General features: G+C 63.4%; 9 protein-coding genes and 1 pseudogene. 7 read left to right on the forward strand and 3 right to left on the reverse strand.

Annotated features, from left to right (window positions below):
• The first annotated feature begins 21 nt into the window (after positions 1 to 21).
• The gene (locus UC34_RS16710) at positions 22 to 636 is read left to right on the forward strand and encodes a hypothetical protein (RefSeq protein WP_157123219.1); all 615 of its coding nucleotides are present in this window, start codon (positions 22 to 24) and stop codon (positions 634 to 636) included.
• Positions 637 to 724: 88 nt separating this feature from the next.
• Here the strand turns inward: UC34_RS16710 and UC34_RS16715 are convergent, their stop codons facing one another.
• Complete coding sequence (locus tag UC34_RS16715) at positions 725 to 1,684, reverse strand: LysR family transcriptional regulator (protein WP_044456438.1); 960 nt, start codon at positions 1,682 to 1,684, stop codon at positions 725 to 727.
• A 244-nt stretch (positions 1,685 to 1,928) separates the two neighbouring features.
• Between UC34_RS16715 and UC34_RS16720 the strand changes: the two genes are divergently transcribed.
• The 6 genes from UC34_RS16720 to UC34_RS16745 all read left to right on the forward strand — a co-directional run bounded on the left by UC34_RS16720 (position 1,929) and on the right by UC34_RS16745 (position 10,832).
• On the forward strand, positions 1,929 to 3,185 hold the full coding sequence (locus tag UC34_RS16720) for a D-amino acid dehydrogenase (protein ID WP_044456439.1): 1,257 nt from the start codon (positions 1,929 to 1,931) through the stop codon (positions 3,183 to 3,185).
• A 145-nt stretch (positions 3,186 to 3,330) separates the two neighbouring features.
• Entirely contained in the window at positions 3,331 to 4,233 is a 903-nt protein-coding gene (locus tag UC34_RS16725; protein WP_044456441.1) for a transporter substrate-binding domain-containing protein, read from the forward strand.
• An 85-nt stretch (positions 4,234 to 4,318) separates the two neighbouring features.
• Positions 4,319 to 5,047, forward strand: coding sequence for a cysteate racemase (gene cuyB, locus UC34_RS16730; RefSeq protein WP_044458301.1), 729 nt, complete (start codon positions 4,319 to 4,321; stop codon positions 5,045 to 5,047).
• A gap of 512 nt (positions 5,048 to 5,559) precedes the next feature.
• A complete protein-coding gene (locus UC34_RS16735) occupies positions 5,560 to 7,341 on the forward strand; it encodes a putative bifunctional diguanylate cyclase/phosphodiesterase (RefSeq protein WP_072617574.1) in 1,782 nt (593 codons plus the stop codon).
• Between the two features lie 22 nt (positions 7,342 to 7,363).
• Positions 7,364 to 8,863 carry an HDOD domain-containing protein gene (locus tag UC34_RS16740; protein ID WP_052811103.1) on the forward strand — a complete coding sequence of 500 codons (1,500 nt, stop codon included), beginning with the start codon at positions 7,364 to 7,366 and terminating at the stop codon, positions 8,861 to 8,863.
• A 598-nt stretch (positions 8,864 to 9,461) separates the two neighbouring features.
• On the forward strand, positions 9,462 to 10,832 hold the full coding sequence (locus tag UC34_RS16745; RefSeq protein ID WP_044456443.1) for a nucleobase:cation symporter-2 family protein: 1,371 nt from the start codon (positions 9,462 to 9,464) through the stop codon (positions 10,830 to 10,832).
• On the opposite strand, the gene UC34_RS16750 is transcribed toward UC34_RS16745, so the two are convergent.
• Entirely contained in the window at positions 10,829 to 12,178 is a 1,350-nt protein-coding gene (locus tag UC34_RS16750) for a hypothetical protein (RefSeq protein ID WP_157123220.1), read from the reverse strand. The two genes, UC34_RS16745 and UC34_RS16750, sit on opposite strands and share 4 nt — an antisense overlap.
• Positions 12,179 to 12,344: 166 nt before the next feature.
• Positions 12,345 to 15,848: pseudogene (locus UC34_RS16755) on the reverse strand (error-prone DNA polymerase); the annotation flags it as partial.
• Positions 15,849 to 15,947 lie beyond the last annotated feature (99 nt).

The raw sequence follows: 15,947 nt of genomic DNA on the forward strand, positions 1-15,947 counted from the left end.
AGGCGCCACAAGGAGGCTGCAATGAGGTCACTGCGTACCCTGTTGTTCTTCCCTCCGACGTGGCGTCGCCCGCTCCTTCTCGCGACGGCCGCGCTAATGGCCACGCTGCTGGCCGCATGCAGCACGAAGGGCGTCCCGCCCAACCCCGCACTCACCGAAGACACTCTCGACGAATACGCGCTCGTCATCGTCGGCCTCGACACGCCGCTGCAAAGCACCTGGGGTCCGTGGAATTTCTCGGATTACAGTCAGACGGTCAACGGCATCATCGGCGGCAAGATCACGCGCACGCTCAATAGCAATCCTCCCACGCGCGGCTATATCGCCATGCGGGTCTCGCCGCTCATGCGCAACGAGCGTTTCGGGCCGATGGAATTCACGCCCGCCGACAACAGCTATCGCTTTCGCTATTGCAAGGGACGCAAGGTGCCGACGGTTCAGGTCAGACGCGGAGACGTGATCTACGCGGGCACGCTCGTGCTCGACAGCCACGACGGCAAACTCTGGCTGCGCACCGAATTCGACATGGCGGGCGCGCGTCGCTTCGTGCAGACGAACTATCCCTCGCTCGTCGACAAACTCCAGCCGCAGCCGTTCACCTATTTCGAAGTGAAAAGCGAGCCGAGTTGCCGCTAAGTCCGGGAGGGTCGATCCACGGGCCGCGTGCATGCGCGGATGCCTGAATTAGCGGATTCATGGATGCCTGGATGCGTGGATGCGTCGATCAGTCGGCTTGCGGATCGTCGCTCGGTGTGAGCACGATCTCGCGCCCTTCGCACAGCGCGTCGGCACGCTCGCTGAGCTCGGACGCCACATCCGCCAGATGGCGACGCAGCGTGTCCGCCAGCACCGACTCGGGTGCGTGCGCAGGACGCAGCATTTCCACGGGAAACTCGATGGCGGGGGCCACGCGATAAAGACGCTGCGCCTGCACATGCGCGCTCGCTGCCGTGAACTGGTCGAGCAGCGCGTACCCCAGCCCGTGTTCCACGAGCGCGGCGGCAAGCGAATAGGTTTGCACCATCACTTCGGCGTCCTGCAACAGCGCAGTCTGATCCAGACGCTCGTTGATCAGCGCACCCAGCGGCGTGTCGTCATGCAGTTTGATGAGGTCGCGCCCGACCAGGGCATCGGCGCTGGCGGGACCCCGTCGCGAGAGCTTCGGCCACGAGGCGGGCACGGCCAGCACGATATGCCCCTGCGCCACGGGACGGCTTACGATGCCGGCCGCCATCGGCGGCGCCGAGACGATACCGACGTCGACCGACGACGTGAGAATCGCGGTGATCGTCTCGCTGGTGTGATGGGTGATGAGTTCGAAGACCACATCCGGATGCGCGCGCCGCATGCGTTCGATGGCTGCGGGCAACAGACTTTGCGCGAGACTGGGTGTCACGGCGATGCGCAGGTGCCCCACGCCGTGCTGACGCAGGTTGCGCGACGTGGTCCTGAGCCGCTCCAGGTCCGTGAAGATGCGCTCGACGTCGGGATAGAGCCGTTGCGCTTCGGCGGTCGGCACGAGACGTCCCTTCACGCGATCGAACAGCTTGAAGCCAAGTTGCTGCTCCGCGTGTTGCAACACGCGTGAGACGACCGGTTGCGAGACGTTGAGCAGTTGCGCCGCGCCGCTGGCCGACCCGGTCAGCACCACCGCGCGAAATGTCTCGATATGCCGCAATTTCATGCCTGACGTCGTCTCCCTGTCGTCGATGCCGTGTCGGCTGCGCCGCCGACCCTATAGCCAAAAGACATATGCTGCCTCAAATCCGCATAGGTTACCGAATTTTCTCCCTCTACACTGCGTAGCAAAGGGTGAGGAGAAGCCCCGCCGCAAGCGCCCCCAACGGGTCGAGCATGCTGTCGCCGTGACTTGCCGCGAATTTTTTCCACCTTGCTTTCCCTTGCGTTTTTCGTTGTTATCTATCGTCATGCATATTGGAGTTATCGGGGCGGGCATCGTCGGCCTCGCCAGCGCGTATCAGCTGCTTCGCGCAGGCCACGAAGTCACGGTGATCGATGCCGCCCCCGCACCGGGCGTCGGCACCAGTTTCGCCAACGGCGGCCAGCTCAGCTATGGCTACGTGTCGCCGCTCGCCGCGCCGGGCGTGCTCTCGCAGTTGCCCTCGCTGCTGTTCTCGCGCACGGGGCCGCTGCGCATCAAGCCGTCGCTCGATCCGGACTTCTGGCGCTGGTCGCTCGCCTTCGTCAAACATTGCAATGCGGCCGCCAACGCCAGTTCCACGCTGCGTCTTCTGGCGCTCGGGTTACATAGCCGCGAGGTGATGCTGGAGTTTCTGGCGCAGGAGTCGGCGTCGTTCGAATACCGTCTGAGCGGCAAGCTCGTGGTGTACCGCGACGCGGGCAAGCTCGGGGCAGCCGAACGCTCGCTCGAACTCGCCAACGGTCTGGGTTACCCGCAGCGCCGTGTCGACGCCGCGACATGCGCCGCGCTCGAACCCGCGCTGGGCAAGATCGCCGGCGAGCTCGCGGGCGGCATTCACACGCCGGGCGAAGGCACCGGCGATTGCCACATGCTGTGCCAGGAACTGGCGCGGATCATTGCGGCAAACGTACGCGGCAAGCTGATGTTCGAGCGTGAAGTGACCGGGTTCGACGTGCGGGGCGGCGCCGTGCGAGCGGTTCGCACGCGCGTCGGCGACGTCGCGGTCGATGCCTGCGTCGTGGCGAACGGACTGGCGGCCATGCCCCTGCTTCGCGCAGTGGGCGAGCCGGTCTCGATGTATCCGCTCAAGGGCTATAGCCTGACGTATCGTGGCGCGCCGTCCGATGCCCGCCCGCAGGTCTCCGTGACGGACGCGGACAACAAGGTCGTCTACGCCAGCCTCGGCGAGCGCCTGCGCGTGGCGGGCATTGCCGATCTGGTGGGGTACGACTATCGCATCGCCGCCCATCGGATCGAGGCGCTGCGGACACTGTCTACGGGGTTGTTCCCGTCGTTGCGCGGCACGCCCGCACCGCTGGAATGGACCGGCATGCGCCCGTCCACGCCGCATGGCCGCCCGATTCTTGGTCGTGCGGACTCGCTGGGCAATCTGTGGCTGAACGTCGGCCACGGCGCATTGGGTTTCACGTTGTCGATGGGGGCTGCACGCGCCATCGCCGACGCCATCGACGGCAAGCGTCCCGCCGTCGATCTTGCAGGGTTTGCCCGTCTGGCCGCCTAGCGGCCGGTATCCGACCATGACGGGCCATTGGCATCACTCCCACGGGGATCGTTGGGGGACGTGTCGGGTTGTATCAGTGTTTTTGGCTTTTGATATTCCAACGGCGCGGACCACCGTGCCATTCATTTCCGATAGGACAGAGACCATGAAGAAGCTGTTTGCTCCCCTGCTGCTCGTCAGCGCCGCTGCCGCCCTGTTCGCACAAACCGCGAGCGCGCAGGAACTGACTGGCACGCTCAAGAAGATCAAGGACTCCGGCGTGATCGCCCTCGGGGTGCGCGAATCGTCGATTCCCTTCTCGTATGCGGACAACAACGGCAAGACCATCGGTTACTCGCAGGAAATCGCCCTGAAGATCGTCGATGCGGTCAAAAAGGAGCTGAAGGCGCCGAATCTGAAAGTGACGGAAACGCCGATTACCTCGCAAAACCGTATCGCGCTGATGCAAAACGGCACGATCGATCTGGAATGCGGCTCGACCACGCACACCTTCGAGCGCGCCAAGCAAGTGGGCTTCTCGCACAACATCTTCCTGTACTCGATCAAGATGATCGCCAAGACGGGCTCGGGCATCACCGACCTGAACAGCCTGAAGGGCAAGACGATCGTGACGACCGCTGGCACCACGGCCGACCGCATCCTGTCGGGCAAGAAAGGCGACATCGGCTTCAACCTGATTCAGGCCAAGGACCACGCGGAGAGCTTCCTGTCCGTCAAGGGTGGGCGTGCCGTCGCGTTCGTGATGGACGAACCGCTGCTTTACGGACAGCGTGCTGCCTTGCCGGCGGACGAAGCCAGGACCTATGAAATCGTTGGCCCGAACCTTCAGTTCGAAAACTACGCGTGCATGATGCGCAAGGACGACCCGGCGTTCACGAAGGTGGTCGATACCGTCATCGCCGACATGGAGAAGTCCGGCGAAATGGAGAAGCTGTACAACAAGTGGTTCACGCAGCCGGTGCCGCCGAAGAACCAGAACATGAACTACCCGATGACCGCAGAAATGCGCGCCATGTTCAAGGATCCGATCACGAAGGCTTACGACTGATCCTGACGGACCGTCCGTCGTGCGGGGGCCCTGCTCCCGCACCGGGCGATCCCGTTTTTTGCTGTTCCCGCAGATTGCCATCACCATGAATTCGCACGCCACGCTCGGCATCCTCGGCGGCATGGGTCCCGCCGCCGGTATCGACCTTTGCCGCAAGATCGTCGATCAGCACCCGGCCAACCGCGATCAGGATCACATCCCGTTCATCCTGTATTCGGTGCCCCAGATTCCCGACCGTACCGAAGCCCTGCTGCGCGACGGCGCGTCGCCGCTCGATGGCATGCTCGACGGCGTGCATGCCCTGGAGCAGTCCGGCGTCGGCTGCATCGCCATCGCCTGCAATACCGCTCACGCCTGGCTCGACGCGCTGAGGCGTCGCACCCGGCTGCCGGTACTGGACGTCGTGGAAGCCGTCGCGGGCGAGTTGTCCCGCTGCGTGCCGCCCGGCGCACCCATCGGCCTGATGGCCACCGAAGGCACCCATCACGCGAACGTCTACCGCCCCCGACTGGAAGCGCTGGGTTATCGATTCGTCGCGACGGGTGAACCGCTGGCGCACCAGACGCTGGTCAATGAAGGCATTCGCCTGACCAAGGCCGGCGACATTCGCCGTGGCGGCGAGGCGCTTGCCATGGCGATGGAGCAACTGCTGGCCGCCGGCGCGCAACGCGTCATTCTCGGCTGCACAGAAATCCCGGTGGCGCTGGCCACTTGCGAAACGCCTCTCGGACGTTTCGGTCTGGATGCCTCCGCCGCACTCGCGCGCGCCTGCATCGACTGGTCGCTCGCGCACGAGGCGCCCGCCCACGCCTGAGGCGTCGACCAGCGACGGCCGTTGCCGTCGGCACATTCTCAATTTCCGGGCTCGACTCTCACCCGCCGCGAATCGCAAGCCTCGCGCCATTGCCGCGTTGGCGCAGTTGTTGCGATGTTGCATCGCAATGACAAAAATCCACGATTGCGGTGCCCTCAAGTGGCTCGCGCTTGGGTAGACTGGCGCTCGCAAGTGGATCGCACCGGTGAAAATACCGGTGGCATGGAGGTGTTCCGGCGGACGATGTTGACTGAACTACAGTCAGACGCCACCGGCCGTGCAGGAAATATTCCCGATCGCTTTGTAGGAAAAAATCCAACACGGGAAATCCGTTGGAAAGCGGCGTGAAACGGGGAGTTGAGGTCACCAAAATCGCTGGCGTCTTTAGCTATAATGGCCCACAATCCATCGGACACCTGCCGGACTAAGGTCCGGCCATGAGCGCGTTTGCCTGAACGGGGAAGCACATGAGCGGCAGCGCGCTCGACGTGATGCATGCACAGACAACAACAATGAGTTCAGATCGACTCCCAGCCGGTGTGCCTTTGGTCGAGCCTTCGACCCTGGCATCGGCAATCGCCGAGGCGAATGCCGCGGCGCCGGCCCCGGCGCTATCCCGGGCGCTGGTCGAGCTGACCGGCGGACTATCGGCACACGTGGCAGCCGATGGCCGTTTCCTTTTCATTGCCGAAGCTTCCCTGCGCCTGCTCGAATACTCGCGCGAGTACATCGATCACGCCACGCTCTTCGAGCTGACCGGCATTGAAGACGTTCCCCTGCTGCAAGATGCGTTTTCCGCAGCGCAGACGCTCGGTCCCCAGCAGTGCACCGTTCGCCTGCTGCGCGGTCTGACCGACCGGGTCTGGATGCGGCTGCGCATCGCCCAGTACACCCCCCGCATCGGCGGGACTTCCGGCGCGGGCGCCACGTTCATCGTGCACGGCGAAGACATCACCGCGTTCAAGGAAAACGAAGCGCGCCTGTCCGATCTTGCAGTGCGCGACGCGGTGACCGGCCTCGGCAACCGTCAATATATTCAGCAATGCATCGTCGAGACAATTCAGCACGCGCGTGAAGGCGGGCCGAACTTTGCCGTCGCGCTGCTCGATCTGGACGGCTTCAAGAAGGTCAACGACTCGCTCGGCCACGACGTGGGCGACCAGTTGCTGCGCGACGCCGGTCAGCGCCTGATCGCACAGATTCGCGAGACGGACATGGCCGCACGCATGGGCGGCGACGAGTTTGTTCTGGTGCTGCCCGGCTGCGACAACGAACAGGCGCTCGGCGGCATCATGAAGCGACTGCTCTCGGCAGTGCAGCAGCCGTTTCAGGTCGGCGACCAGTTGCTGCACCTCACGACGAGCATCGGCGTTTCGTTCTATCCGCAGCACGGCGACTCCGCCGGTCTGCTGATCAAGCATGCCGATGCCGCCATGTATTGCGCCAAGGATCGTGGCCGCAACGGGCTGTTCGTCTATACGGACGATCTGGGCGACCTGCATCGCAAGGCATTTTCGCTCGAATCGGCAATGTTCGAGGCGATTCACAACGGTGAATTCAGCCTGCACTACCAGCCGATCTGCGATCCGATGTCGCTGGACGTGAAGGGTGTCGAGGCGCTGATGCGCTGGCATCCGGCGCTCGGTCCGGTCTCGCCGGCCGAGTTCATTCCGCTGGCCGAAGCCAACGGTCTGATCAACCTGCTGGGCGGCTGGGCGCTGCGCGCCGCCTGCATGCAGCTCGCGCGCTGGGATCGCACCCGGCTCGACGGCCTGTACATGTCGGTCAACGTCTCGGCACAGCAGTTTCACCATCCGTCTTTCCCGAGCCTCGTGTGGCAGGCCATTGCCGACTCCGGCGTGGAAGGTCACCGGCTGGTGCTCGAAATCACGGAAAGCGTGCTCATGCGCGACCCGGAGCAGGCCAATCTGGTGCTGCGCGAGTTGCAGACGCTGGGCGTGCGTTTCGCCGTCGACGACTTCGGCGCGGGCTATTCGAGTCTGGGATACCTCAAGCGCTTCCCGCTCTCCGCGCTCAAGATCGACCGCAGCTTCGTCAAGGACATGCCGACATCACCGAACGACCGTACCATCGTGACCGCAGTGCTGGGTCTGGCGCGCGAGCTGGGTTTGTCGTCGGTCGCCGAAGGGGTCGAGACGGAAGAACAACGGCAGATGCTGATCGATCGCGGCTGCCATTCCATCCAGGGCTGGCTCGTGTCGAAGGCCTTGCCTGCGGGAGAACTGGAGGCGGCCTTTGCGAGCGGGCGTCTCAACGTGGATACCGGCCACTGACCGGACAATCCCGCCAGCTACCATGAGTCTTACCAAAGAAAAAACGCTCGAATTGATGTGGCAGCGCATGGCCGAGCGCGGCGACTTCCCGTCGCTGCAACGCTCGGTCACGGGCATCGTGTCCGCCATGCAGAGCGAGAACACCAGCACCGCCGATCTGGCGTCTTCGGTGCTCTCCGATTTCGCCCTCACCCAAAAGGTCATTCGTCTGGCCAACTCCGCCATGTATGCGCCCTTCGGCTGCAACGTGACGACGGTCTCGCGCGCGATCATGATTCTTGGTGTCGATACGATCGGTCACCTGGCCCTGAGTCTGAAGCTGCTCGAAGGCTTCGGTGAAGTGGCCGCGCGACGCGACGACATGGCGCGCGAGCTCGCGCGCGCCACGCTGGCCGGCGCGTTCGCACGCGACATCACATCGAAGAATGGCATTCGCGACGGTGAGGAAGCCGTCGTTTGCACGTTGCTGCATCATGTCGCGCGCTTGCTGGTGACGTACTGCTTCCCGGACGAATGGGTGCAGATTCAGGAAATCGCCGTGGCTCAGGGCATTAGCGACAGCGATGCCTGCGAACAGGTGCTGGGCATCTCGTTCCCGGAACTGGCCGAAGCGGCAGCCCGCAAGTGGGGGCTGCCGGAATCGATTGCGACCAGCATGCGCCCGATCGATCTGGAGGGCGACGCCCCGTTGTCGCACGCCGACTGGCTGTGCGCCGTGGCGAACATGTCCAACGAGATGGTCATGGAACTCACCCGCGGCGCCGATCCCGCGCGTCTTGCGGAACTCGCCGAGCGTTATGCCGACCGCCTTGCACTGGACATCAGCGAAGTGGTCTCCGTCGGCGAGGAGATGGCGCGCGACACGAGCCACCAGGAATTCATCGCAATCGGTACCGGCGCATCGAATACGCGTCAGCCCCCGGCAGGCAAGCCGCTGGATTCGGCGCGACGTCTGGCCGACGGGCTCTCGGAAGTGCGCGCCGCGACCAGCGAGACCGACGCCGTCGGCCTGCTCAACCTGACGCTCGAAGCGATTCTGCAATCGCTCGGTTTCGTCAACTGCGCAGCGTTCGTGCGTTCACCGGCCAGCAAGTGCTTCGAGATGCGATTCGGCATCGGGCGCGACGTGCAACCGCTGCTGGGCCTCACCTTCCCCGAAGCGTTCGAACCGGACGTCTTCCATCTCGCCCTGACCAACGGTCGCGCGATCCTGATCGACAATGCCCGCGAGCCGCGTATCGTGCCGCGTATCCCGCTGTGGCATCGTCAGCACTTCTCGAACGTGAAGTCGTTTTTCCTGCTGCCGGTGCGCCAGCGCAACCAGACCGTGGCGCTGCTGTACGGCGACTGGGGCGGTGCGCTGTGCGCGGGGGGAATCGGTCCGAAGGAAATGGAGTTCCTGCATTACATGGGGGACGAAATCTCCAGCAAGCTCGAAAGCGCGGCGCAGCAAAATGCCGCCACAGGGAACACAAGCGATTCGCTCGCTCGCAAGCCGTCGGGGACGACCGGCATGCGTTGAGATTGCCACACGCCGTCACGCCTCGTACGATGATCTGACCGACGCCCGTCCGACTCTCGTCGACGGGCGTTGCTGTTTGCGCCGCGCCATGACGTCGCCCCCCTCCCGCATCGACCGGGCATCGACGGGCATCCGCCAGCATCACTAATATCACTAGCGCCACCCATGCCCCGGCGTCTATCGGCGACAGATGCGCGTCTGTCGATGTCGCCGGGCTTCATATGCCAAACGCAATCTTTAGTATTGCGAATCCTGTATGTTGCGAGGCAGCCGTCTGGCCATGCCCATTGCGCACTGGATGATTCGAACGCGCCCGAGCGGCCATGCGCTGCGCGAATCGGCGCTCGCCGATGCCCTGCCGCCCATACGGCATAAGGCTCTGCTGCGTATTACCTCATGCCTTTGCTCGGGCGAACCGTGTCGACAGACCGCAGTTTTTCTCCATGACTGCGCGTTGACAGCGGGTCGTGCGTCGCCCTCAGCGCGATCGCCTGTTTTTTGACGCGACTCGCTGGCCTGCGATAAAAAATTTACGCTCGGTTCCACCTTGTAAATCAAACCTTGTAAATCAAATCGTACGGACGGACCAGGAGAACACATGACGCCATCTGCTGCTGCACCGGTGCATCCGGTCGACGAACGCCTGCCGCTGCCCAAGTTGTTCACGCTGGGATTGCAACACGTGCTGGTGATGTATGCGGGAGCGGTGGCGGTGCCGCTCATCATTGGCGGCGCGCTCAAGATGTCGGTCGATCAGATCGCGTTTCTCATCAATGCGGATCTTTTCGCCTGCGGTATCGCCACCCTGATTCAGACACTCGGCCTCTGGATCTTCGGCCTGCGTCTGCCGATCATGATGGGGGTGACGTTTACCGCCGTCACCCCCATGATCGCCATCGGCGCCAATCCGGACCTCGGCCTGCTCGACATTTACGGGGCGACGATTGCCGCCGGCGTCATCGGCATTCTGATCGCTCCCTTCATCGGCAAGTTGCTGCAGCTGTTCCCGCCGGTGGTCACAGGCACCGTCATCACGGTGATCGGCATCTCTCTGATGGGCGTTGGCATCAACTGGGCAGCGGGCGGGTTCGGCAATCCCGACTACGGCAACCCGCTGTATCTGGGTGTGTCTTTCTCGGTCCTGCTGTGCATTCTGTTCATCACCAAATACGTGCGTGGATTCTTCGCCAACATTGCGGTGCTGCTGGGCATTCTGTTCGGCACGATTGTCGCGATCGTGTTGGGCAAGGTGTCCTTTGCCGGGGTATCGGCGGCGCCGTGGTTCGGCTTCGTCATGCCGTTCCATTTCGGCGTGCCGCGCTTCGACCCGATTGCCATCGCCACGATGACGCTGGTGATGCTCGTGACGTTCATCGAGTCGACCGGCATGTTCCTCGCGGTGGGCGACATCGTGGGCCGGCCGGTCGATCAGAAGACCTTGGTGCGCGGCTTGCGCGTCGACGGACTCGGCACGTTGATCGGCGGCATTTTCAACACGTTCCCGTACACGTCGTTCTCGCAAAACGTGGGGCTGGTCGGCGTCACCGGTGTGAAAAGCCGTTGGGTCTGTGCCATGGGCGGTGTGATTCTGATTGTGCTTGGATTGTTTCCGAAGGTTGCTCACATCGTGGCATCGGTGCCGCAGTTCGTGCTGGGCGGTGCGGGCATCGTGATGTTCGGCATGGTGACGGCGACCGGCATCAAGATTCTCTCGACGGTGGATCTTTCGAAGAACCGTTACAACCTGTACATCATCGCGATCAGCATTGGTGTGGGAATGATTCCGGTGGCATCGGACAAGTTTTTCATGAAGCTGCCGCATGCGCTGGCGCCGTTTTTCCACAGCGGCATTCTGCTGGCTTCGATCAGCGCGGTATTGCTCAACGCTCACTTCAACGGTCTGCGCAGCGAAGCGGAAGCGAGCGCGCTGGCGCAGGAGGCAGGAAGACAGGCTGACGCGGCACATTAGGCGCGCAGGCCGACATTCCCGGCCGGCTCCCGCGATGCGTCGACGACACGCGCCTCGGTACCGGCCGGAGGGCGCTCATCAACATGCGCGCCGCCGAGCCATTCGCGCCACAGGCGACGCAACACGCTTTCCGAGGCGAAGTCCCGCGGTGCCGAGGCCATCGCACCTCGACCGATGGTGATGGCGGCCGCGCACCCCATCGCCTGAAATATGTCGCCGTCATGAGCTACCAGATTGGCGTACGCGACCTGATCGGTGGCATGGGAAAAGTCGGGGACCATCAATCTCAAGTAAAACGGCAGTATCTCTTCGAGCGACGACGTCGAGTCGGGAAATGTCAAAAGAGACGCTGCCTGCGCCCGTTTCTCGAATTCGGCCAGTGATTTTTCCATGCTGCCGAACGCCCTCGCCTTGAACGAATCCTGCATGCCGGCGCAGTACAACACCGCCGATTTTCTATTCCGGTCGTCGGCCCCCATCACGGCAGTGGAGACGAGCACCATGCCGGGCACCGTCAGCCGGTCAATACGTTGCGTACCGTCGAGGCAAACCCCGATCTCCACGGTGTAGGCAAGAAGCTTGTTGCCTCGGTGATCGACACGGCCCTGCGCCGTGGGATGCTCGCATACGGCGCGCATGAGGTTGGCGATCAGGCGCTTGGCCGGAAGCGTCGTGTCGATTTCTTTCGCAATGCGAGTTGCGAGGACTTCGGCATTCCAGGCCGCGATCGTTTGCAGCATGTCCGGTTGTTCGAGAATCGCTTCGGCGAGCGACTTCGCGGTTTCGCGACCATGATCTTCCGGCAATCCGGTGCGTGCCCACGCGAGCGCCGCATCGATCAATGGCCTCGCCAACGCGAACATCGCCGGGTCCTGGTGAGGCGTGGGGCAAATCCACGGGTTGTCGTTGTTTCCGTCGTTGCCGTTCGGCCACGGCCGATTTCCGGCCCCCATCAGGCGGTCGGCGACGATTTGTCCGACCGAGCCGATCACGCGGTACTGTCGCCGCCCGGGGTCCGCCTCCCGGTCCGTCTTTCCTTCATCGAGGACGACGCCGACCGGAATGTCTCTCGGCCTCATGTCGTGCGGGAGAGCGAGAGACGAGAAGATGTCTCGTGGCAGATCGTCGAGTCTGGCGTCGATGGTGTCGACGCGGGTGGCGATGGACGCCACGTCCTCGCGTAACGCGCTCGGCGACATCGCCGTGGCGGGCATCGGCTGGGGTAGCGCCGCCGATACCTCACGCTGTCTCGTTCGCGTGCTTTCCTGTGTCGATGAGGTTTGCGCCGGGGGAATCGGGCAATGATGGAGGGAGACGGAGGATGGCGAGGGCGAGTGGATTGGCATGATGCGCTCCGGGTTCGTAGAGGTGAGCATCGTCGGCGGCAATCGAACAAGAGACAGACCGGTACTGTCATCGCCCCGACCGATACCCACATCGTTCTCCCGACGCCGGACAGTCACTTTCAATATTCGGCCCGGCACAGGCGAGTCATTTCCCCCGGGAGGCCCGTTAATGAAAGTTCCGGCTCGAAATCGTGAGTTCGCCGAGCATCGACGAGAGGTCGATCAGGCGATGCGCGACCAGATGGGTGACGCGTTCCTCGCGCTGCCACACGCCCTCCACGCCCAGCAGCGACGACGCCAGCAATTCCTTGCGCTGCGCTTCGACCAGATCGGGCCAGACGATCACATTGATCACGCCCGTCTCGTCTTCCAGCGACACGAAGACCGTGCCGTTGGCCGTTCCCGGACGCTGGCGTCCCGTCACGATACCCACCGTGCGCACGCGTCGCCCGTGCACGCCGTCGGATTGCAATTCCTTCGCCGTGCGCACACGCATCTTTGTCAACTTCTCTCGCAGCAGCAGCAACGGATGACGTCTTAACGTCAGCCCCGTACTCGCATAGTCGGCCACGATGTCCTGCCCCTCGGCCATCGGCGGCAGCGCGACCTGCTCGTCGGCACTGCCCGGCGCGGCGTCGCGCAGGACCGTTGCCCCCAGCAACGGGGTAGGCGGCTGCCAGGCCGCCACGGTCCAACGCGCCTGACGTCGCCCACCGAGCAGTGCCGATAGGGCGTCCGCCGCGGCCAGTGCATCGAGATCCCGGCGCGATAACGTCGCGCGCGCCGTCAGATCGTCGATATCGGTGAAGGGGCGTTGCCTGCGCGCCGCCTCGATCGCTTTCGCGCCCTCGTCCGACAACCCTTTGACCAGCGACAACCCCAGTCGCACCGCCGGTCGGCGTGCATCCCCGCGTGCATCCCCGCGTGCATCCCCATACCGGCTGACTCTCGCCTCGGGACGCGACTCCACATCGCTCACGCACACATCCACCGCGCGAACTTCGACGCGATGCCGCCGCGCGTCCTGCACCAGTTGCGAGGCCGAATAGAACCCCATCGGCAAACTGTTGAGCAATCCGCACAGGAACATCTCGGGCGCATGGCACTTGAGCCACGCACTCGCATAGGCGAGCAACGCAAAGCTCGCCGCATGACTCTCGGGAAAGCCGTACTCGCCAAACCCCTCGATCTGTCGGCAGATCGCCTCGGCAAACTCCAGCGGATAGCCGTTCCTGAGCATGCCGTCGACGATGCGCGTCTGGAATTTTTCCAAACCGCCCTTGCGTTTCCATGCGGCCATCGAGCGACGCAATTCGTCGGCATCTCCTGCGGTGAAGTCGGCCGCGATCATCGCGATCTGCATGACCTGCTCCTGAAAGATCGGCACGCCCAGTGTGCGTTCCAGCGCAGGTTTGATCGCCTCGCAAGGGTAGTCGACCAACCTCGGATGCTTTCGCCGCTTCAGATACGGATGCACCATGCCCCCCTGAATCGGCCCGGGCCGCACAATCGCCACCTGCACCACAAGGTCATAAAACTTCGTGGGCTTCAAACGCGGCAGCATGCTCATCTGCGCACGCGATTCGATCTGGAAAACGCCCACCGTATCGGCACGGCGAATCATGCCGTAAGTCGCCGGGTCGTCACGTGGAATGTCGGCCAGCTCGATCGGCGCCCCCCGCCATTCGCCCAACAGATCGAGCGTGCGCCGCAACGCACTCAGCATGCCCAGCGCAAGTACGTCGACCTTGAGCAGCTTGAGCGTCTCGATATCGTCCTTGTCCCACTGAATGACATAGCGACCTTCCATCGCTGCCGGCGCAATCGGCACCAGACGCGAGAGCTTGTCGCGCGAGATCACGAAGCCGCCGACGTGCTGCGACAGATGCCGGGGAAAACCGATCAGTCGCGCGACCAGATCGGCCCACAGACGTGTGAGCGGCGCATCCGGCGAGAGTCCCTGCGCCGCCATGCGTGCGAGCAGATTCTCTTTACCGTCCCACCACTGCTGACTCTGCGCGACCTGCTCGACGATGGACAGATCGATGCCCAACGCACGCCCGGTGTCGCGCACCGCACTGCGCATGCGGTAGCTGATGACCGTTGCGGCCAGCGCCGCCCGATCGTTGCCGTACTTCCTGTAGATGTACTGGATGACGATCTCGCGTTTCTGGTGCTCGAAGTCGACGTCGATATCCGGCGGTTCCTTGCGCTCCTTCGACAGAAAACGACCGAACAGCACTTGCGCTTCATCGGGGTTCACCGCCGTGATGCCCAGGCAGTAGCACACGGCCGAGTTCGCGGCTGAGCCGCGCCCCTGGCACAGGATATTTTGACTGCGAGCGAAGCTCACAATGTCGTAGACGGTCAGGAAATACGGTTCGTATTCAAGCTCCCGAATGAGCTTCAGTTCCGTTTCCAGCAGCTTCCTCACCTTCTCCGGCACACCGTTCGGATAACGGCGTTTCGCCCCCTCCCAGACCTCCTGATGCAGATACGATTCCGGTGTGAACCCGGCCGGCACCAGTTCCTCCGGATACTCGTAGCGCAGCGTGCGCAAGTCGAAATGGCATCGCGACGCAATCGTGATCGTCTCGTCCAGTGCCGCTTTCGGATAAAGCCACGAAAGCCGCAGGCGGGGGCGCAAATGCTGCTCGGCATTGGCAGTGAGCGCCAGTCCGCACGCCTGCACCGGCTTGCCCAGACCGATCGCCGTGAGCGTGTCCTGCAATGGTTTGCGCGAGCGCACATGCATGAGCACGTGACCTGTGGCGACGAGCGGCACACCGCATTCGTGAGAGATTGCGCGCAGCCGCGCCAGATGCGCATCGTCATCGGCACGGTGGTGACGCTCCAGCGCCAGCCAGACGCGTCCCTCGCCAAAGGTGCGCGCCGCCCAGCGAGTCTGGGCCAACGTGCGCTCGTGGCTCGCACCGGGATCGGGCACGAGAATCATCAGGCACCCCCGCAAGCCACGCAGATGAGCGTGTGCCCCGGTCGGGGCGCTGAAGTCTCTCGCATGCAGGCGATAACTGCGGTTCGGCCCGCGCATACGCCCGAGCGTAATCATCTCCGACAAATTACCGTAGCCTTCGCGGTGCTGGGCAAGCGCGACCAGATGCACCGTGCCCAGTGCATCGAAGTGTCCGGGATCGATCAGTTCCGTGGAATCGCCGTGATCGCCGTGATCGCCTTGGTCGCCTTGGTCGTTGTAATGACTGTGGTTGGATGCCCTGGCGTCGACGCCGGACAGCGGGGTCCGAGCCTGCTGCTGCGGTTGAGGCGACAGCGACGGATGCAGTAAAGAGGACTGAGGCTGGAAGGACTGAGGCTGAGAGCACTGAGGCTGGGAGCAATGAGACTGGGAAAGATGAGACGCAGGCGGGTTCGATGTTCGACCTTCCGGGACCACCGGTAATGGCGACGAGGTCCCTTCCGGGGTCAGCCGAAACTCGCTGCCCACGATCAAAGCCATGTGCTTGTGTTCGGGTTTCGCCACTTCCGCCAGCGCCCGGACGACGCCGGCCAGCGAACACTCGTCGGTGATCGCCAACGCCGTGTATCCGAGATGCACCGCCCGCGCGACCAATTCTTCCGGGTGCGACGCGCCCCGCTGAAACGAAAAATTCGACAGGCAATGCAACTCGGCATACGCGGGCAGACTGCCGTCATCCTCACCGCGCAGGCGAGACGGATCGGCACCAGGCGTATCGATGCCGTCGTCGTTGGCGAGCAGCCCTTCGGCGGGCCCTTGCCATGAGAAGAAATC

The sequence above is a fragment of the Pandoraea vervacti genome (genome assembly GCF_000934605.2).
In the GTDB taxonomy this organism is placed as follows: domain Bacteria; phylum Pseudomonadota; class Gammaproteobacteria; order Burkholderiales; family Burkholderiaceae; genus Pandoraea; species Pandoraea vervacti.